Annotated in this window: 15 protein-coding genes; 5 read left to right on the top strand and 10 right to left on the bottom strand. The window is 59.1% G+C overall.

Annotated features, from left to right (window positions below):
- Nucleotides 1–36 precede the first annotated feature (36 nt).
- The 8 genes from BMY54_RS07195 to BMY54_RS07160 all read right to left on the bottom strand — a co-directional run bounded on the left by BMY54_RS07195 (nucleotide 37) and on the right by BMY54_RS07160 (nucleotide 8,988).
- A complete protein-coding gene (locus BMY54_RS07195) occupies nucleotides 37–771 on the bottom strand; it encodes an amino acid ABC transporter ATP-binding protein (protein ID WP_007963947.1) in 735 nt (244 codons plus the stop codon).
- Nucleotides 768–1,439: an amino acid ABC transporter permease gene (locus tag BMY54_RS07190; RefSeq protein ID WP_003227756.1), complete on the bottom strand. Its 672-nt coding sequence runs from the start codon at nucleotides 1,437–1,439 to the stop codon at nucleotides 768–770. Before BMY54_RS07190 ends, BMY54_RS07195 begins: the two co-directional genes overlap by 4 nt.
- Nucleotides 1,439–2,185 carry an amino acid ABC transporter permease gene (locus tag BMY54_RS07185; protein WP_016986630.1) on the bottom strand — a complete coding sequence of 249 codons (747 nt, stop codon included), beginning with the start codon at nucleotides 2,183–2,185 and terminating at the stop codon, nucleotides 1,439–1,441. The genes BMY54_RS07190 and BMY54_RS07185 overlap by 1 nt, the downstream gene beginning before the upstream one ends.
- A 193-nt stretch (nucleotides 2,186–2,378) precedes the next feature.
- On the bottom strand, nucleotides 2,379–3,305 hold the full coding sequence (locus BMY54_RS07180; RefSeq protein ID WP_093430588.1) for a glutamate/aspartate ABC transporter substrate-binding protein: 927 nt from the start codon (nucleotides 3,303–3,305) through the stop codon (nucleotides 2,379–2,381).
- A 552-nt stretch (nucleotides 3,306–3,857) separates the two neighbouring features.
- Nucleotides 3,858–5,396, bottom strand: a complete 1,539-nt coding sequence (gene glpD / locus BMY54_RS07175; RefSeq protein WP_093430587.1) for a glycerol-3-phosphate dehydrogenase — start codon at nucleotides 5,394–5,396, stop codon at nucleotides 3,858–3,860.
- 309 nt (nucleotides 5,397–5,705) lie between these two features.
- Nucleotides 5,706–6,461, bottom strand: a complete 756-nt coding sequence (locus BMY54_RS07170; RefSeq protein ID WP_007916700.1) for a DeoR/GlpR family transcriptional regulator — start codon at nucleotides 6,459–6,461, stop codon at nucleotides 5,706–5,708.
- A 95-nt stretch (nucleotides 6,462–6,556) separates the two neighbouring features.
- Entirely contained in the window at nucleotides 6,557–8,059 is a 1,503-nt protein-coding gene (gene glpK, locus BMY54_RS07165) for a glycerol kinase GlpK (protein ID WP_093430586.1), read from the bottom strand.
- 77 nt (nucleotides 8,060–8,136) lie between these two features.
- The gene (locus BMY54_RS07160) at nucleotides 8,137–8,988 is read right to left on the bottom strand and encodes an MIP/aquaporin family protein (protein WP_093430585.1); all 852 of its coding nucleotides are present in this window, start codon (nucleotides 8,986–8,988) and stop codon (nucleotides 8,137–8,139) included.
- Nucleotides 8,989–9,350: 362 nt separating this feature from the next.
- Between BMY54_RS07160 and ybaK the strand changes: the two genes are divergently transcribed.
- Nucleotides 9,351–9,821, top strand: a complete 471-nt coding sequence (gene ybaK / locus BMY54_RS07155; protein ID WP_090285884.1) for a Cys-tRNA(Pro) deacylase — start codon at nucleotides 9,351–9,353, stop codon at nucleotides 9,819–9,821.
- A gap of 94 nt (nucleotides 9,822–9,915) precedes the next feature.
- Nucleotides 9,916–10,698 (top strand): PhzF family phenazine biosynthesis protein, encoded by a 783-nt coding sequence (locus BMY54_RS07150; RefSeq protein WP_093430584.1) that lies wholly within the window; start codon nucleotides 9,916–9,918, stop codon nucleotides 10,696–10,698.
- Between the two features lie 117 nt (nucleotides 10,699–10,815).
- Here BMY54_RS07150 and BMY54_RS07145 read toward each other — a convergent pair whose 3' ends face one another.
- Together BMY54_RS07145 and argF are read right to left on the bottom strand one after the other, a co-directional pair.
- Entirely contained in the window at nucleotides 10,816–11,925 is a 1,110-nt protein-coding gene (locus BMY54_RS07145; protein WP_093430583.1) for an ABC transporter ATP-binding protein, read from the bottom strand.
- Entirely contained in the window at nucleotides 11,922–12,842 is a 921-nt protein-coding gene (gene argF, locus BMY54_RS07140) for an ornithine carbamoyltransferase (RefSeq protein WP_093430582.1), read from the bottom strand. The genes BMY54_RS07145 and argF overlap by 4 nt, the downstream gene beginning before the upstream one ends.
- A 403-nt stretch (nucleotides 12,843–13,245) precedes the next feature.
- On the opposite strand from argF, the gene BMY54_RS07135 reads away from it, so the two are divergent.
- The 3 genes from BMY54_RS07135 to grxD all read left to right on the top strand — a co-directional run bounded on the left by BMY54_RS07135 (nucleotide 13,246) and on the right by grxD (nucleotide 16,215).
- Complete coding sequence (locus BMY54_RS07135) at nucleotides 13,246–13,536, top strand: hypothetical protein (RefSeq protein WP_016986650.1); 291 nt, start codon at nucleotides 13,246–13,248, stop codon at nucleotides 13,534–13,536.
- A 134-nt stretch (nucleotides 13,537–13,670) separates the two neighbouring features.
- Nucleotides 13,671–15,776, top strand: coding sequence for a molybdopterin oxidoreductase family protein (locus tag BMY54_RS07130; RefSeq protein ID WP_093430581.1), 2,106 nt, complete (start codon nucleotides 13,671–13,673; stop codon nucleotides 15,774–15,776).
- Between the two features lie 97 nt (nucleotides 15,777–15,873).
- On the top strand, nucleotides 15,874–16,215 hold the full coding sequence (grxD, locus tag BMY54_RS07125; protein WP_016773402.1) for a Grx4 family monothiol glutaredoxin: 342 nt from the start codon (nucleotides 15,874–15,876) through the stop codon (nucleotides 16,213–16,215).
- The last annotated feature ends 93 nt before the right edge of the window (nucleotides 16,216–16,308 follow it).

Raw genomic sequence — 16,308 nt, 5'->3', positions numbered from 1 at the left:
TCACAGGGATAAGTGTGATGGCGCAAGTACTCGGTTTTAGTGCTGCAGGATTTTCTCGAGGAAGTGCTGCGCGCGTTCGGAGCGGGCGCTGATGTCGCCGAAGAATTCCTCTTTCGGGCAGTCTTCGATGATCTTGCCGGCGTCCATGAAGATCACCCGGTCAGCCACTTTGCGCGCAAAGCCCATTTCGTGGGTTACGCACATCATGGTCATGCCTTCGTGGGCCAGTTGCACCATCACGTCGAGCACTTCGTTGACCATCTCCGGGTCGAGCGCCGAGGTCGGTTCGTCGAACAGCATGACGATCGGGTCCATCGCCAGCGCACGGGCAATCGCCACACGCTGTTGCTGACCACCGGACAATTGCCCCGGATGTTTGTGGGCGTGAGCGGACAAGCCGACGCGCTCGAGCAGTTGCAGGCCTTTCTTGGTCGCTTCTTCCTTGCTGCGGCCCAACACCTTGATCTGCGCGATGGTCAGGTTTTCGGTGATGGTCAGGTGCGGGAACAGTTCGAAATGCTGGAACACCATGCCCACGCGCGAACGCAGTTTCGGCAGGTTGGTCTTCGAGTCGGCAATCGAGGTGCCGTCGACGACGATGTCGCCTTTCTGGAACGGCTCCAGCGCGTTGACGCATTTGATCAGGGTCGATTTGCCGGAACCCGACGGGCCGCAGACCACGATCACTTCGCCTTTTTTGACCTCGGTGCTGCAATCAGTCAGCACCTGGAAGTCCCCATACCACTTGTTGATGTTCTTGATAGAGATCATACGGCGAACCTTTTTTGCAGACGCTTGACCAGCAGCGAGGCGGAAAAGCTGATGATGAAGTAGACGACACCGGCGAAGATCAGGAACTCGTTGGACCGGCCAATGATGTCGCCGCTGGAGCGGGCGGAGTTAAGGAAGTCCACCAGGCCCACGGTGTAAACCAGCGAGGTGTCCTGAAACAGGATGATCGACTGTTGCAACAGCAACGGGGTCATCTTGCGGAACGCCTGGGGCAGGATGATCAGACGCATGGTCTGGCCATAGGTCATGCCCATCGCTTGCGCGGCGGCCATCTGGCCTTTGGGGATCGACTGCACACCGGCGCGGACGATCTCGCAGAAGTACGCGGCTTCGAACATCATGAAGGCCACGACGCAGGAGGTGAACGCACCGATCGGCGTGTCTTCACCGGTGATCCAGCGCAGCACGAACGGCACCGCCAGGTAGAACCAGGTGATCACCAGCAGGAGCGGGATCGAACGGAAGTAGTTCACATAAGCGCCGGCCACCCGCGACAGCAGTTTGCTCGACGACAGGCGCATCAGTGCGAGGATGGTCCCCAGCACGATGCCGCCGACCACGCCCATGACCATCAACTGCAAGGTCATGACCATGCCGTTCCACAGGCCCGGGATGGCGGGGATGATGCCGCTGAAATCGAAGTCCATTATTTACCCCCCACGGAGATCAGGCCGGGCACTGCGACTTTCTTCTCGACCATGCGCATTAGCAACATCAGGCTCATGTTCAGGGTGAAGTAGATCAGCGTGGCCAGGGTGAAGGCTTCAAACAGGTTGGCCGAGAACTCAGCGGTCTGTTTGGTTTGCGCCAGCAGTTCCATCAAACCGATCAGGGACGCCACGGAGGAGTTCTTGAAGACGTTGAGGAATTCCGAGGTAAGCGGCGGAATGATGATCCGGTAGGCCTGGGGCAGCAGCACGTTCCAGTAGATCTGCGGCAGTTTGAAGCCCATGGCGCGAGCAGCGGATTCCTGGCCGCGTGGCAGCGCCTGAATGCCAGTACGCACTTGCTCGCAGACACGGGCGGCGGTGAACAGGCCCAGGCACACGACAACGCTCAGGTAAGCCGAGGTGGTCGGGTTGAGGTCCTGTTTGTACCAGTCCTGCAGGTTTTGCGGCAGCAGGTCGGGCACCAGGAAGTACCAGATGAACAGTTGCACCAGCAGCGGCACGTTACGGAACAACTCGACGTAGCAGGTGGCGATGCCCGATACGATGCGGTTTGGCACCGTGCGCATGACCCCCAGAATGGAGCCCAGCAGCAAGGCGATGATCCATGCCACGATGGCGATGGCAATGGTCCAGCCCAAACCGGTGACGTACCAGTCGAGATAAGTCTCGCTGCCGACGCCGGTGGACTTGAAGAACACGCCCCAGTCCCAGTTGTAATTCATTAGGGTCTCCCCTCGAGATCGATCGATGTACAAGCACCCGCTTGGGGAAGATCCTTTCCCGCCTGACGCTGAACGTCAGGCACACGCGATCGGCTCGGAAACCGCCAGGTCGAGTGTTCCACAGTGAAGCCAGCAGGTAGTAACAAACGCCTGAGGGAGGGTCGCCCCCTCAGGAGACAAGGTTAGTCAGGAATCAGATTTTTACGTCAGGCGCCGGCTTGTCGCTCGGGTTGGCGATCAGATCTTTGACCTTGTCGCTCATCGGGAACTTCAGGTTCAGGTTTTTTGGCGGGATCGGGCTTTCGAACCACTTGCTGTAGATCTTGTTGATCTCGCCGGACTTGTACAGGCCGACAATGGCGTCATCGACCGCCTTCTTGAAGGCCGGGTCGTCTTTGCGAACCATGCACGCATAGGCTTCGAAGGACTGTGGCGTACCGGTGATGACCCAGTCTTCCGGCTTCTTCGCCTTGGCTTCTTCGCCGGCCAGCAGGGCGTCGTCCATCATGAAGGCTACGGCGCGGCCGCTTTCCAGCATGTTGAAGGATTCGCCGTGGTCCTTGGCGGAGATGATGTTCATGCCCATCTGCTTGTCGGCGTTCATCGCTTTGATGATGCGCTCGGACGTGGTGCCCGCGGTGGTCACGACGTTTTTGCCTTTGAGGTCGGCAAAGTCAGCGTAGGAAGGCTTGCCATCCTTGTCTTTCTTGACCAGCAGACGGGTGCCGATTTCGAAGATGTTGACGGTGAAGTCGACTTGCTGGGCGCGTTCGGCGTTGTTGGTGGTGGAACCGCACTCGATATCCGCGGTGCCGTTCTGGATCAGCGGGATACGGGTTTGCGAGGTTACCAGGTTGTACTTGACCTGCAGGTCTGGCTTGTTCAGGTCTTTTTTCAGGGCTTCAACGATGGCCACTTGAATGTCGTGGGAGTAGCCCACTGGTTTGCCGGAAGCATCCGCGATGTAGGAAAACGGAATGGAGCTGTCGCGGTGAGCGAGCGTGATGGTGCCCGAATCGTTGATTTTCTTCAGGGTGCCGGTGAGTTCGGCGGCGAAAACTGGCGTGCTGATCAGAGCGGCCGCAATGGCTGCGCCCAGGATATGGGGAACGATGCGCATCAAATTTTCCTCGAATTGTTTTTTTTATGGAGCCAGTTCGTCGGCCCTTTTGTGCTTCGAATGCCTGACGGCTCCTGAAGTGTTGGCACAACAAGCATTCGTCGAGAGAGTGTAGAGCATGACTCGTGCCAGACCAGGGTGATGTACTTAACTTTATGATTTATAACGTTATTAAAGTTTTGTGATGGTTTGTTTTGGCGTAACTGATCCGGTTTACCGAATCGACCGGGAAGTCGCGTTCGGAAAGCCGAACGATCAAAAGCCCCTCACCCTAACCCTCCCGAAACGTCGGACCGCCCAGAGGGAGAGGGGACTGAACGCGGCGACTGGGCGAGATGCACCGACCTGAGATACCGAGTCGAACTCAGAATTTGAACCTCATGAAGATCGGCTCCCTTCCCCCTCTACCCCCTGGGGGCGGTCCGACGTTTCGGGAGGGCTGGGGTGAGGGGGAAGAGATCTAACTGACCCAATCAAATTTTGCAGAGCCCACAAAACAAAAAAGCCCCTGAATCTCTCAATTCAGGGGCTTTCGTTTAAGCGATGTTCACATCACGCCGCTTCAATCTTGCTACGGTTCTGCTCAACCTTACCCAGATACGCCGCAAGCTTCTCCTGCTCGGCCGGAGTGGTAAACAGCCCCAGCTTGCTACGACGCCACAGAATGTCATGCGCCGTGGTTGCCCACTCTTCGCTGCACAGGTAATCGACTTCGCGGGTGTAGAGCCCGCCGCCGATGTGTTCGCCCATGTCCGCGAGGCTTTCCACACCTTCAAGCATGCGCCAGGTCCGGCTGCCGTAGGTGGTGGCCCAGCGGCGGGCGATCTCGGTCGGCACGAAGTCGAACTTGTCGCGGATCTGCGCGCACAAGGCTTGCGGGGTGGTCATGTCCTCGCCGCCAGGCAGGGTAGCGGTGGCGGTCCAGCTAGGGCGCATCTGGGTGAAGAACGGCATCAACTGCGCCATCGCCGACTCGGCGAGTTTGCGGTAAGTGGTCAGCTTGCCGCCGAACACCGACAACAGCGGAGCCTCTTCAGTGCTGCCCGACAAGGCCAGGGTGTAATCACGGGTGACGGCCGACGGGTTGTCGGATTCGTCGTTGCACAGTGGGCGTACGCCCGAGTAGCTGTGCTGGATGTCGTCACGGCTGATCTGCTGCTTGAAGTGGGCGTTGACCACTTTCAACAGGTAGTCGGTTTCGGCGTCGGTGATTGCCACTTTCGCCGGATCGCCGGTGTACTCACGATCGGTGGTGCCGATCAGGGTGAAGTGGTTCAAGTACGGAATGGTGAAGACGATGCGCTGATCTTCGTTTTGCAGAATGTGCGCGTGATCGCCTTCATACAACTTCGGCACGATGATGTGGCTGCCCTGGATCAAACGGATGCCGTACGGCGATTCCATCTTCAGGTCGTCACGAATGAACTTGGCAACCCACGGGCCGGCGGCGTTCACCAGCGCTTTGGCGGTGATCGAAAACAGACTGCCGTCGGCACGTTCCAGATGCAGGTGCCACAGACCTTTGGTGCGACGGGCGCTGACGCACCGGGTCTGGGTGTGCACGTGAGCGCCTTTTTCGCGGGCGGCCATGGCGTTCAAGACAACAAGGCGGGCGTCATCGACCCAGCAGTCGGAGTATTCGAAGCCTTTCTTGATTTCGCTTTTCAGTGCGCTGTCGGCACCAAACTTGAGGCTTTTCGAACCTGGCAGTTTTTCGCGCTTGCCGAGGTTGTCATACAGGAACAGGCCAGCGCGGATCATCCACGCCGGACGCAGGTGTGGACGGTGCGGCAACACGAAGCGCATCGGTTTGACGATATGCGGCGCCTTGGCCAGCAACACTTCGCGCTCAGCCAGCGCTTCACGCACCAGACGGAATTCGTAATGTTCGAGGTAGCGCAGGCCGCCGTGGATCAGCTTGCTGCTGGCCGACGAGGTGTGGCTGGCCAGATCGTCTTTTTCGCAAAGGAACACCGAAAGCCCGCGACCGGCGGCATCCGCTGCGATCCCCACGCCATTGATCCCGCCGCCAATGACGGCGATGTCGTAGATCTCGGAGATTGGGGGCGTACGCAAGGTAGAGGTGGACATCGGCTGGCCTCGGGTTCTTTTGATTTTCTATATTGGAAATCGAACATGAATGTTCATTTGCGAAAATGGTAGCCCATAAACACCCGCGCAGCCAGTCACGTTCGATTGAAAAAACTCATCGAAGGGCAGTTAAAAGAAAATTTTCGAACATTAAATGCGCGAAGGGGCGCTAGAGGTGTGCTGTTTACTCGATTGCCTTCGCGAGCAGGCTCGCTCCCACAGTTTGAAATGCATTCCAATGTGGGAGCGAGCCGGCTCCGGGCGGCGATCCGACGAAGGCGTCAGTACAGACAATGAAGAGAAGGGTAGTTAAACGACTTCCAGGCGAATCTTGTGCTGGCTGAGCAACTGCGCCAGCGCCGGCACCGGCTGCTGATCGGTTACAAGGCAATCAATCAGACTGATCGGCCCCAACCGAATCATCGCGTTACGCCCGAACTTGCTGGAGTCCGCCGCCAGAATCACCTGCCGCGCATTGGCAATGATCGCCTGCGACACCCGCACTTCCTGATAATCGAAATCCAGCAAGCTGCCGTCTTCATCAATACCGCTGATCCCGACCAGGGCGAAATCAACTTTGAACTGATTGATGAAATCCACGCTCGCCTGACCGACCACGCCGCCATCACGGCGCACATTGCCGCCGGTCAGCAGCACATCGAAATCATCCTTGGCACTGAGCATCGACGCCACATGCAGGTTGTTGGTGATGATCTTCAGATGATTGTGGTTGAGCAGGGCGCGGGCAATCGATTCGGTGGTGGTGCCGATGTTGATGAACAGCGAGGCGTGATCGGGGATCTGGGCGGCGATGGCTTCACCGATGCGTTGTTTTTCATCGCGCATCTGGTCGGCGCGCATCGCATAGGCAGTGTTTTCGACGCTGGAATCGTAGGCTGCGCCGCCATGGTAGCGACGCAACAGATTGGCTTCCGCGAGCTGATTGATGTCGCGGCGGATGGTTTGCGGGGTAACAACGAACAGCGTGGCCATTTCCTCGATGCTCACATAGCCGCGTTCGCGGACCAGCTCGAGGATTTGCTGCTGACGGGGAGGCAGATTCATGGGGCTTCCTTTGGGCTGCCGTGCAAAATTTGCCCATGATGCCGCAGGAATCCGCTCCCGACCAGTTAGATGCCTATCTGGATCTGAAGGTTGGCTTATTCAGCGTCTTCACGCGCCCAGTCACGGGTGCGGCTGACGGCTTTTTTCCAGCCTTTGTACAGCTTCTCTTTCTCGGTTTCGTCCAGGCTCGGCTCGAACTCACGCTCGATCACCGCTTTACCACGCAGTTCGTCCAGGCTGCCCCAGAAACCGCACGCCAGACCGGCCAGATACGCGGCGCCAAGTGCCGTGGTTTCGCGCATTTGCGGACGCTCGACCTGCGTGCCGAGGATGTCGGCCTGGAACTGCATGAGGAAGTTGTTCGCCACGGCGCCGCCGTCCACGCGCAGGGCTTTGAGGCGTTCGCCGGAGTCTTGCTGCATGGCGTCGAGCACGTCGCGAGTCTGGTAAGCGATCGACTCCAGTGCGGCGCGGATGATGTGATCCACGCGCACGCCGCGAGTCAGGCCGAACAGCGCGCCACGGGCATACGGGTCCCAGTACGGCGCGCCCAGACCGGTGAAGGCCGGCACCAGGTACACGCCGTTGCTGTCCTTCACTTTATTGGCGAAGTATTCGGTGTCGTGGGCGTCGTTGATGATTTTCAATTCATCGCGCAGCCACTGCACGGTCGAACCGCCGTTGAACACTGCGCCTTCCAGCGCATAAGCCACTTCGCCACGCGGGCCGCAAGCGATGGTGGTGAGCATGCCGTGCTGGGATTTCACCGCTTTGTCGCCGGTGTTCATCAGCAGGAAGCAGCCGGTGCCGTAGGTATTTTTCGCTTGACCCGGCTCCACGCACATCTGCCCGAACAATGCGGCTTGCTGGTCACCGGCGATACCGCCGATGGCAATGCCGCTCTTGGTGCGGCCGTAGATTTCCGAAGAAGCCTTCACTTCCGGAAGCATCTCGCGCGGGATGTCGAGGATTTCCAGCATCTTCGAATCCCATTCCAGCGAATGGATATTGAAGAGCATGGTGCGCGAGGCGTTGGTGTAGTCGGTGACGTGCACCTTGCCGCCGGTGAATTTCCAGATCAGCCAGCTATCGACGGTGCCGAACAGCAGTTCGCCGTTGCGCGCTCGTTCGCGGCTGCCTTCGACGTTGTCGAGGATCCACTTCAGTTTGGTGCCGGAGAAGTACGGGTCGGTGACCAGACCGGTGTTGTCGCGGATGTAGTCTTCGTGGCCATCGCGCTTGAGCTGCTGGCAGATCTCGGTGCTGCGGCGGCACTGCCAGACGATGGCGTTGTACACCGGGCGGCCGGTGGTCTTGTCCCAGACCACGGTGGTTTCACGCTGGTTGGTGATGCCGATGGCAGCCACCTGATCGTGATGCAGGCCAGCCTGGGCCAGCGCTTCAACCATCACCGCGCTCTGGGTGGCGAAGATTTCCATCGGGTCGTGTTCAACCCAACCGGCTTGCGGGTAATGCTGGGCGAATTCGCGCTGCGCGGTGCAGACCACGTTCGCGTCGCGGTCGAAAATGATCGCGCGGGAGCTGGTCGTACCCTGATCGAGGGCAATGATGTAGTTCTTATTCTGAATGTCGGTCATGTCGATTGCCTTGGACGAAATAAGGGAGAGTGGGCCGTGGCGCAGGCTCTATAGGGCAGGAGCCGGCGCCGACTTTTTCAAGAAGTTCTTGGTTTGCCGTCAATGGCCGGTTCTGCATCCTTTGTAGCAGGTGTGGCGCCGGTCAGGTGACGGGCGATGAGCCCGCGATACCCGGCAGCGCCGAGGCAGGCACCGACAATCGGTGCAAAAATCGGAATCAGGAAATACGGAATATCACGGCCGCCAGTGAAGGAAATTTCACCCCAGCCGGCGAAGAAAGTCATCAGTTTCGGACCGAAGTCACGCGCCGGGTTCATGGCGAAACCGGTCAACGGCCCCATCGAACTGCCGATAACGGCAATCAGCAAGCCGATCAGCAGCGGCGCCAGCGGGCCTTTCGGCAGGCCGTTGTTGTCATCGGTCAGGGACATGATCACGCCCATCAGGATCGCCGTGATGATCATCTCGACCAGGAATGCCTGGGCGGTGGACAGCACCGGGTTCGGGAAGGTCGAGAACACCGAGGCCAACTCAAGGCTGGCGGCTGAGCCACGGACCATTTGGTGAGTTTGTTCGTAATCGAAGAAGAGATTGCTGTACAGCGTGTAAACCAGCAGCGCGCCGCAGAAGGCGCCGGCGATCTGGGCAAGAATATAGAACGGCAGTTTGCGCTTTTCGAAGTCGGCGAAGATCGCCAGGGCGATGCTCACGGCCGGGTTCAGGTGCGCGCCGGAAACCCCGGCGGTGAGGTAGATCGCCATGCTCACGCCGACGCCCCAGATGATGCTGATTTCCCACAGGCCGAAGCTGGCACCCGCGACTTTGAGCGCGGCGACACAGCCGGTGCCGAAAAAGATCAGAAGAGCAGTACCCAGAAGCTCGGCCATGCATTGGCTCGAGAGCGATGGTTGCTGTAAAGCAGTTGTCATTGAAAACCTCGTTTTTGTTGTTGTCTGGCGCGTTTGCCAACAGGGCAAGGCGCGATTTTCCCCGAGTAGGAATCCCCATTCCGTTCCCGGTTTACTGCTGGGTGTCGCTGTGACGACAATTCTTACATTATTCAGATTCGAAAAAATATAGACAAGAAACAAACCTGTCAAAGGTCGAAAGTGAACCGTCGGTCACAATAAAACTATTCGCTGGGTGAATGATCCTTTGTGGCCCAGGTGCGACAACGTGCGCTGAATGTCTGCGAGCCGCGGGAATCGTGGCTTGGGATAGAGCCTTTTGAAGGCTGATCACCTAGAATCCGGCGGAGGTTTTTTTTGCCATTGCCGAGCCTGGAGCTGCCATGACCCCTGCGTTGGACTTGTTGAAAAAAGTTCGTGCCGAACATCGCGTGCACAGTTACGAACATGACCCGAAGGCCGCGTCCTATGGCCTTGAGGCCGCAGAGAAGCTGGCACTTGAACCGGCACAGGTGTTTAAAACCCTGCTCGCGGCCAGTGAAAAAGGCGAGTTGCTGGTGGCGGTGGTGCCGGTCGTCGGAAGCCTCGACCTCAAAGGTCTGGCCCATGCCGCTGGCGTAAAAAAAGTCGAGATGGCTGACCCGGCAGCCGCTCAGCGCTCCACCGGGTATCTGTTGGGCGGCATCAGCCCGTTGGGACAGAAGAAGCGCCTGCGTACCTTTATCGACAACTCGGCTCAGGGTTTTGCGACTATTTATGTCAGCGCCGGCCGGCGTGGCCTGGAAGTGGAACTGGCGCCCGCAGTGCTCGCCGAACACACCCAGGCCAAATTTGCCGACATCGGCCGTCCTTAGTCATTAATGCTGTATGTAAAAAATGATGGGTTCTGTCACTGGCGCTGATCACGGCGTGGCTGCATCCTCTGCCGACTGACTCAGGGAGAAAGTTATGCAGCTCGAGTTTCATCAGGTCGACGCGTTCAGTGATCGGCCGTTCAGTGGTAATCCGGCGATGGTTTATCGGCTGGAGACGTGGCTCGCGGATGAGCTGATGCAGAAGATCGCCGCCGAACACAATCTGGCGGAAACCGCATTTCTGGTGCGCGAAGGTCAGGCCTGGCATATCCGCTGGTTTACCCCGACCACTGAAGTGCCGTTGTGCGGGCACGCCACGTTGGCGAGTGCTTATGTGCTGTTCGAGATCTACAAGGAAAGCGCCGAGCGTATCGACTTTACCAGCCAGTCCGGGCCGTTGAGTGTCAGCCGTGAAGAGGGCCGTTTGTGGCTGGACTTCCCGTCGATCGTGCCCTCGGAAATTGGCGTGACGCTGGATGTCGAGCGAGCGCTGGGGGTCGAGGCGGTGGATGTGCTCGGCTCCAACGAACTGTTTGTGGTGCTGGAGTCGGAGCAGGCGGTGCTTGATTGCAAGCCGGACATGGTCGCGCTGGCCAAATTGCCGTGGCTGGGCGCGATCGTCACCGCGCGCGGCAATCAGCACGACTTCGTCTCGCGCTATTTTGCGCCGGCGATTGGCATCAATGAGGATCCGGTGACCGGTTCGACGCATTGCAGCCTGATCCCGTATTGGTCCAAGCGTCTGGGCAAGTCGAGCCTGACCGCCTGCCAGCGCTCGGCGCGGGGTGGGGAGCTGTTCTGTCGGTTGGAAGGTGAGCGGGTGAAGATTGGCGGCAATGCGACGCTGGTTGCGAGCGGCACCCTGATTTTGGGTTGATGCAAAAACCTGTAGGAGTGAGCCTGCTCGCGATAGCGGTGTGTCAGTCAATATATTTGTTGATTGACACACCGCTATCGCGAGCAGGCTCACTCCTACAAGGAGAATCGTGTTGGATCAGAGCGCAGCGCTGTAGCGGCGAACACCGTTTTCCACTGCCGGGATCTGTGCGGCGGTGCTGCCGGAAGCCTGGAACAAGACCAGATGCTCAGCGGCAACCCGAATCCCCACCTCCGCACCCACCTGATGATCCGCATGGCTGGGGAAAATCGATTCCAGCTGCGCACCCGTTGGCAATTGCAGGCGATACAGCGTCGAAGCGCCAAGGAACGTCTTGCCGACAATCCGCGCTTTCAACCCACTGTCCGGTGCATAAACAATGTCATCCGGGCGCAGCAACACATCCACCGCGCCGCCAATCGGCCACGTATAGGCTCGATTGCCACGCAGTTCACCCAGTTCGGTCTGCACCGATTCCGGGCTGCCGAGCTGACCACGAATGAAGTAACCCTGACCGATGAAGCTGGCCACATAAGGCGTTGCCGGTTCGTGATACAGGTTGTACGGCGTGTCCCACTGCTCCAGTCGACCTTCCTTGAACACGCCAACGTGATCGCTGACGGCAAAAGCCTCTTCCTGGTCGTGGGTCACCAGAATTGCGCTGGTGCCACGCGCCTTGAGGATGTCGCGTACTTCATGGCTGAGCTTGCGCCGCAGTTCGCCATCGAGGTTGGAAAACGGCTCATCAAGCAGCAGCAATTGCGGCTCTGGCGCCAACGCACGGGCGAGTGCGACGCGCTGTTGCTGGCCGCCCGACAACTCGTGCGGGAAGCGCTTGCCGAGGTTTTTCAGGTTGACCAGTTCGAGCAGCTCTTCGGTGACGCGTTCCTTGTTTGGGTGCTTGCGAATGCCAAAGGCAATGTTGTCGGCGACGCTCAGGTGGGGGAACAGTGCGTAGTCCTGAAACACCATGCCGATCCGGCGTTTTTCCGGGGCGAGGGTGAAGCCGGCGCTGGAAATGGTTTCGCCACCGAGGGTGATTTCCCCTTCGTGCACTGGCTCGAATCCGGCAATGGCACGCAGGGTGGTGGTCTTGCCGCAGCCGGACGAGCCGAGCAGGCAGCCGATGTCACCGGCGTTGAGGTGCAGATTGAGGTTCTGCACCACACGTTGATCTTGATAGCCGCAAGCGAGGTTGCGCAGGTTCAGCAGTAATTCATGACTCATGCGTGGTGATATGCCGGTTCAACGAGGAACTCGAGCAGGGCCTTCTGTGCGTGGAGACGGTTTTCTGCCTGATCCCAGGCGACGGAGCGCGGGTCATCAAGCAGGTCGAGGCTGATTTCTTCGCCACGGTGCGCCGGCAGGCAATGCATGAACAGCACGTCCTCGGCAGCGAGGTCGAGCAGGGCGCGGTTGACCTGAAACGGCGCGAACAGCTTGAGGCGCTTGGCAGTTTCCTCTTCCTGACCCATCGAAGTCCAGACGTCGGTGCTCACCAGATGCGCGCCGCGCACGGCGTCTTGCGGGTCGCGGACGATGGTCACGCGATCGCCGGCTCTGGCGACGAACTCAGGATTTGGCTCGTAGCCTTCCGGGCAGGCAACACGCAACTGGAAGTCGAACTGGATTGCCGCTTCTATATAGCTGTTGCACATGTTGTTGCCGTCGCCGATCCAGGCGACCGTTTTGCCCTGGATCGAGCCACGGTGTTCAAGGAACGTCTGCATGTCGGCCAGCAACTGGCACGGGTGCAGGTCATCGGACAGGCCGTTGATCACAGGCACGCGCGAGTTGGCGGCGAATTCGGTCAGGGTGCTGTGGGCAAAGGTACGGATCATCACCGCATCGAGCATGCTCGACATGACGATGGCGCAGTCGCCGATCGGCTCGCCACGGCCCAGTTGGGTATCGCGCGGCGACAGGAAGATTGCCTGGCCGCCGAGCTGGATCATGCCGGCCTCGAACGAGATCCGGGTGCGGGTCGAGGATTTTTCGAAGATCATCCCCAGCACGCGGTTTTTCAGAGGCTCGAACAGTACGCCGCGGTTACGCAGGTCCTTGAGCTCAACGCCTCGACGGATCACGCTGACCAGCTCTTCGGGCGTGCAATCCATCAGGGAGAGAAAGTGCCTTGCGCTCATCATTGACTACCTTTTGCTACAAACCGCAGATGCTCAAAGCCTTGTTTAACGGAACAACGGGCGAGACCTGCGGCGTAAGCCGCACGGGGCGACGAAATAGGGGAAGGCGCGATATTGACACTAAATGTCGCGTTTTTCCAATAGGCTACGGTTTTTGCGGGATTCGGAGGGCGCACTGAATGTTGCAGTCGCGCATTTGAAGCCGGGTTCAGGACAGCAGCGAGCCTCTTTGTACACTGGCCTTGCAGGGCTTGGCAATGCGGCGTGGCGGGGATCGCGTCGCTTGGGTCGGTTTACGACCGTGGCGCCATGCCATCACTTGGTCGGATGCTCAGGCTGAAACATTTGCTAAAGCAAAGTGCTGGGTTATAAATAAGTTTCGAGCGACGCAGGAAGCCTCCGCATGGAATCGAAAGAAAAACTGTTAATGGAACTGCTGGGCCACACGGCTCGCTCACTGACCCATCTCACCGCCTCAGTCACTTCAATGTCATTCGAACTGCTGCGCAGCGAAGACGAAGTGGTGAAGAGTGCCGGCCGCCACATGATCGATCGCATGGCGACCATCAGTGCCGGGCTCGACGAACACTGGCGATTGATCGGCGAGCTCACCGGCGTACATGTCGCCCACGAGCAGATTGAAACCATTCAGGAGATTCAGCTGGCCGCACCGCCTCAGCTGCCGTCGAACTGATCATGGCGGTTTATCGGCTCGCCTGATAACCGCCGATTCACAGGACGAACGTCGCTGGCGCAGGATCGGCGCCGGGGCCATAGTTTTGTTCCCGCGGGCGTGAATGCCTGCCCAGAACAAGACAGAGACTGGCCATGACCAAGACTCTCCATCACCGTGCCTGCCATCTGTGTGAAGCCATTTGCGGGCTGACCATCGAAACCACCGAAACCGAGGGCAACGTCGCGATCACTTCAATCAAGGGTGACGCGCTCGACACGTTTAGTCGTGGACACATTTGCCCCAAGGCTGTGGCCCTGCAAGACATCCAGAACGATCCTGATCGCCTGCGCCAGCCAATGCGCCGTGTGGGCAGCGAATGGCTACCGATAGAGTGGGACGAGGCTTTTGCGCTGGTGGCCGAGAAGCTGGCGGCCATCCAGGACCGTCATGGCCAGAACGCCGTGGCGGTCTATCAAGGCAACCCGAGCGTGCATAACTACGGGCTGATGACCCACAGCAATTATTTCCTGGGGTTGCTGAAGACGCGCAATCGCTACTCGGCGACCTCGGTCGATCAGTTGCCGCATCACCTGAGCAGTTATCTGATGTACGGCCATGGGTTGCTGTTGCCGATTCCAGATATCGATCACACCGACTTCATGCTGATTCTCGGCGGTAATCCGCTGGCGTCCAACGGCAGCATCATGACCGTGCCGGATGTCGAGAAGCGTTTGAAAGCGATTCAGGCGCGCGGCGGCAAAGTGGTGGTTGTCGATCCACGGCGCAGCGAGACGGCGGCCATGGCTGATCAGCATTTGTTCGTGCGTCCGGGGGGCGATGCAGCGTTGTTGTTTGGTGTGCTGAACACCCTGTTTAGCGAAGGCTTGACCAGCGAAAGTCATTTGCCGGTCGATGGGCTGGATGACGTGCGCGCCGCTGTCGCTGCGTTTACCGCTGAAGCCATGAGCCCGTTGTGTGCGGTTCCTGCCGAGCAGATCCGCCAACTGGCCCGGGATTTCGCCGCCGCGCCGAGTGCCGTGTGCTACGGGCGCATGGGCGTTTCGACGCAGGCCTTCGGCACCTTGTGCCACTGGGTGGTGCAATTGATCAACCTGGTCACCGGTAATCTTGATCGCGTCGGCGGTGCACTGTGCACTGAGCCCGCAGTGGATCTGGTGGCGTCGACTTCGGGCGGGCATTTCAACAAATGGCAGAGTCGCGTTTCCGGGCGTCCCGAGTACGGCGGCGAGCTACCGGTCTCGGCCCTGGCCGAAGAGATGCTTACCGAAGGTGAGGGCCAGATTCGTGCGCTGATCACCGTCGCTGGCAACCCGGTGTTGTCGACGCCGAACGGGCGGCAACTGGAGCAGGCGCTGGATGGCCTGGAGTTCATGGTCAGCGTCGACCTGTACATCAACGAAACCACGCGCTATGCCGACCTGATTCTGCCGTCGACCTCGGCGCTGGAAAACGATCACTACGACACGACGTTCAACCTGTTCGCGGTGCGCAACGTCACCCGCTTCAACCGCGCGATCCTCGCCAAACCCGAGGGCGCCTTGCATGACTGGGAGATCTTCGTGGGCCTGGCCAAGGCCTTTGCCGAGAAGACTGGCAAGGAACTGAAACCGACCATGCCACCGGCGAAGATGATCGATATGGGCCTGCGCATGGGCCTGTACGGTGACGCGTCCGAACAGAAGCTTTCGTTGGCGACGTTGTTCGATCATCCCCACGGGATTGATCTGGGCGCGTTGAAGCCGAACCTGGCTGCGCGCCTGAAAACGCCGAATCAGCGCGTGCAGGCTGCTCCGCCAGAGATCCTTGCTGACCTCGCACGCTTTGCCGCATTGCAGGCGCCGGCCGCCGATGAGCTGTTGATGATTGGCCGTCGTCATGTGCGCAGCAATAACTCGTGGATGCACAACTATCACCGTCTGGTGAAGGGCAAGCCGCGCCATCAACTGCTGATGCATCCGGATGACCTCGCCAGCCGTGGGCTTAACGATGGTCAGTTGGTTCGCGTCAGCTCGCGGGTGGGGCAGATCGAGGTCGAGGTGCTCGGCAGTCTGGACATGATGAAAGGCGTGGTCAGCCTGCCGCATGGGTGGGGGCATGCGCGGCCGGGCGTGCAAATGGCGATTGCCAGCAGTCAGCCCGGGTCGAGCGCAAACGATCTGACCGATGAATGCCAGCTAGATGAGCTGTCGGGTAACGCCGCACTTAATGGTGTGCCGGTGACGGTGGCGGCGGCCTGAATGTGACCGTCGGGGAGACCGAGCATGGCGCTCGGGATTCCGTTACAATGCGTCACCGTGCCGACCCATGAGTCGGAAAGTTCAGCCGAGGTGCTCCATGGATATCATCGAAACGATTAAAGAGCAGATTGCCAACAACACCATTCTGCTTTACATGAAAGGCTCGCCGAATGCCCCACAGTGTGGCTTCTCTGCGAAAGCTGCGCAGGCTGTGATGGCTTGTGGCGAAAAGTTTGCGTACGTGGACATCCTGCAGAACCCGGAAATCCGCGCCAACCTGCCGAAGTACGCCAACTGGCCGACTTTCCCGCAACTGTGGGTCGGCGGTGAACTGGTCGGCGGTAGCGACATCATGACCGAGATGGCTGCAGACGGTTCGCTGCAAAGCACCATCAAGGCGGCTGTTGAAGCGGCAGCGGCGAACAAGTCCGAAGCCTGATCGGCCAGATTTCATGCGACAGCTGCTGCTTGTGTAGGAGCTGTCGAGTGAAACGAGGCTGCGATCTTTTGATCTTCAGCCAATAAAAAGCCC

Origin of the sequence: Pseudomonas sp. ok266 (assembly GCF_900110195.1) — a bacterium.
Classification (GTDB): Bacteria; Pseudomonadota; Gammaproteobacteria; order Pseudomonadales; family Pseudomonadaceae; genus Aquipseudomonas; species Aquipseudomonas neuropathica.
This window is presented reverse-complemented; position numbering and strand designations above follow the sequence as displayed.

Bases quoted from the DNA above. Each gene is read 5' to 3' on its own strand.
- BMY54_RS07135 (WP_016986650.1), top strand. From the start codon at position 13,246: ATGGAATCGAAAGAAAAACTGTTAATGGAACTGCTGGGCCACACGGCT.
- BMY54_RS07185 (WP_016986630.1), bottom strand. From the start codon at position 2,185: ATGAATTACAACTGGGACTGGGGCGTGTTCTTCAAGTCCACCGGCGTC.
- BMY54_RS07160 (WP_093430585.1), bottom strand. From the start codon at position 8,988: ATGACAACTGCTTTACAGCAACCATCGCTCTCGAGCCAATGCATGGCC.
- BMY54_RS07195 (WP_007963947.1), bottom strand. From the start codon at position 771: ATGATCTCTATCAAGAACATCAACAAGTGGTATGGGGACTTCCAGGTG.
- BMY54_RS07130 (WP_093430581.1), top strand. From the start codon at position 13,671: ATGACCAAGACTCTCCATCACCGTGCCTGCCATCTGTGTGAAGCCATT.
- glpK (WP_093430586.1), bottom strand. From the start codon at position 8,059: ATGACCGACATTCAGAATAAGAACTACATCATTGCCCTCGATCAGGGT.
- glpD (WP_093430587.1), bottom strand. From the start codon at position 5,396: ATGTCCACCTCTACCTTGCGTACGCCCCCAATCTCCGAGATCTACGAC.
- grxD (WP_016773402.1), top strand. From the start codon at position 15,874: ATGGATATCATCGAAACGATTAAAGAGCAGATTGCCAACAACACCATT.
- BMY54_RS07170 (WP_007916700.1), bottom strand. From the start codon at position 6,461: ATGAATCTGCCTCCCCGTCAGCAGCAAATCCTCGAGCTGGTCCGCGAA.
- argF (WP_093430582.1), bottom strand. From the start codon at position 12,842: ATGAGCGCAAGGCACTTTCTCTCCCTGATGGATTGCACGCCCGAAGAG.
- BMY54_RS07190 (WP_003227756.1), bottom strand. From the start codon at position 1,439: ATGGACTTCGATTTCAGCGGCATCATCCCCGCCATCCCGGGCCTGTGG.
- ybaK (WP_090285884.1), top strand. From the start codon at position 9,351: ATGACCCCTGCGTTGGACTTGTTGAAAAAAGTTCGTGCCGAACATCGC.
- BMY54_RS07150 (WP_093430584.1), top strand. From the start codon at position 9,916: ATGCAGCTCGAGTTTCATCAGGTCGACGCGTTCAGTGATCGGCCGTTC.
- BMY54_RS07180 (WP_093430588.1), bottom strand. From the start codon at position 3,305: ATGCGCATCGTTCCCCATATCCTGGGCGCAGCCATTGCGGCCGCTCTG.
- BMY54_RS07145 (WP_093430583.1), bottom strand. From the start codon at position 11,925: ATGAGTCATGAATTACTGCTGAACCTGCGCAACCTCGCTTGCGGCTAT.